Source organism: Streptomyces calidiresistens (genome assembly GCF_014141525.1).
GTDB classification, from domain to species: Bacteria; Actinomycetota; Actinomycetes; order Streptomycetales; family Streptomycetaceae; genus Streptomyces; species Streptomyces calidiresistens.
This window is the reverse complement of sequence record NZ_VKHS01000915.1, coordinates 1-1,994: the sequence shown is the minus strand read 5'-3', so window position 1 is coordinate 1,994 and position 1,994 is coordinate 1. Positions and strand designations below refer to the sequence as shown.

Here is a 1,994-nt window from a genome sequence, read left to right as displayed (position 1 = left end):
GGGGCGGGGGGTGGTGCCGGGGATCGTCCGGCGGTGGTCGGTGGTGTAGGCGGTGAAGATCTCCGCCGTGTCGCCGCCGGTGTGCAGGAACTGCCGGTCCAGGACGGCGGCCAGGTCGTCCAGCGCGCCACCGAGCATCGCCGCCGACAACCGCACGTCCGGGTGTGCGGACTCCCGGCCCCGCCGGGCGAGGTCATGGGCGTGATGGATGGTCGCGGAGAGGGAGAGGTGGTCGTCGGCGTCGCGGAACCAGTACCCCTCCGGGTACTGGGTGAAGTCCCCCCGGGTCCGCACCACCGCCCCCGTCAGCTCGTCCAACAGGGAGGAGGTGAGGGCCTCGTCCCGGTCCCCTGTGAGGTGGTCGTGGACGCGCAGCAGGTGGAGTCGCCCGGCCAGTTGACGGCGGTGGCCGAGGGTGGGGTAGATCCCCAGGATCCACGAGACCACCGCGGAGAGCAGAACGAAGCCGAACATCGCCTCGATGGGCACGGCGAGACGCAACCAGCCGTCGGCGGGCGCCACGTCGCCCAGGCCGAGGGTGGTCAGGGCGACCAGGGACATGTAGAGGGCGTCGAGGAAACCGCCGTGCTCGGCGGGGTCCAGTTCGCTGTCGAAGACGAAGAGTTCGGGAAGGTTCGGCCAGTAGAGCAGTGCCCATCCGAGGGCGGTGAGCACTCCCCACAGGGAGATCACCGTCATCATGCCCAGGGGGCCGACCAGACCGCCGGGACCGCGTCCGCCACCCCGGCGCGGCAGGGAGCGGGAGATCCGCCACAGCCCACTCATGGTCCCCCGGCTCAGCCCGCCGCGCCGGGTGGGGTGCCACAGGGTGTGGAACAGATCCCGGGCGACGAGGGCGATGAGTGCCCCTCCCAGCAGCATCGTGGCGATGTCCATGCGGCCTCCGGTTCCGTCCGCCGGTGAGGGGCGGGTGATGACGGTCGGGCGTGAGCGGGCGGGGTCGGCGCGGCGCGATCCCGCCCGTGATCATGCGATGAACGTGCCCCGGGACGGTCGATCGACGCGCGACGAACGGGGGTCGGAACCGGCCCCGGGGATCCGGGTGCGGAGGCGTGCCCTCCGGAACGCGTGACCACTCGTACCGAAGGTGTCACGCACCGGTCGTGTGGAAGGTGGTTTCGCGCCCCCGTGGGAGGTTTTCAGCCGGCCTCGGTCGTCTTCCGCCAACTTCGGAACGGACCGGAGATGTCGCCCGGAAGACGGTTTGAGGTATCCGCCCCACCGTGCGAGGATCCCGCATCCGGACCGGTCCCGGATCAACGAACCTCCCACTCCGGTCGGTTGGAGAATTCTTGGACATCCGGCTCCTGGGCCCGCTGGAGGTGCTCGCCGACGACGGCACCCCGCTGCGGGTCACCGGCCCCACCCAGCGCGCGGCGCTGACCGCGCTCGCCCTGAGCCCGGACCGGGACGTGCCCGCCGACGAGCTGGCCTTCGACCTGTGGGCGACGGAGGGCCCGGGGCCGCCCGCCCGCCTGCGGGCCCGCCTGCGCTCCTGCGTGGGCAGGTTGCGGCGCGCGTTGCCGCCCGGCCGCATCCGTACCGTTCCCGGCGGTTACCGACTGGCCGCCCACCCCGGCGAGACCGATGTCGGCCGCTGCGAACGCGTACTGACCGAGACGCACCTTCCCCTCGCCGAGGCCCTCGCCGCCGTGCCGCCCACGGTCGACCCCGCCTCCGCCCTGCACCGGGTGGAAGAGGCGCTCGCCCAGTGGCGCGGGGAACCGCTCTCCGCGCTCCCTCCCGGCCCCCGGCGTGCCCGGGAGGCCTCCCGCCTGCACCGGCTGCGCACCGTCCTCGCCGAGCGGCGCGACGCCCTGCGGCGCCGGGTGGGCGCGCTCGAAGCCCGCCCGGCCCCCGGGCCGGAGGGGTTTCCCCGGGCGCTCCACACCGGCGGACTCCCGGCCGTCGAGACCCGGGGAGGCGCGACGGTCGGGGTGCCGCCGCCCCGCGCGGCCGGGGTCCCCCTTCCC

The 1,994-nt window shown here is 74.1% G+C and carries 2 protein-coding genes; one reads left to right on the top strand and one right to left on the bottom strand.

Annotated elements, in window-relative coordinates; genetic code table 11:
- On the bottom strand, positions 1–897 hold an 897-nt coding region (locus tag FOE67_RS24080), incomplete at its 3' end, for a potassium channel family protein (RefSeq protein ID WP_182666941.1).
- A 416-nt stretch (positions 898–1,313) separates the two neighbouring features.
- On the opposite strand from FOE67_RS24080, the gene FOE67_RS24075 reads away from it, so the two are divergent.
- On the top strand, positions 1,314–1,994 hold a 681-nt coding region (locus tag FOE67_RS24075; RefSeq protein ID WP_267133365.1), incomplete at its 3' end, for an AfsR/SARP family transcriptional regulator.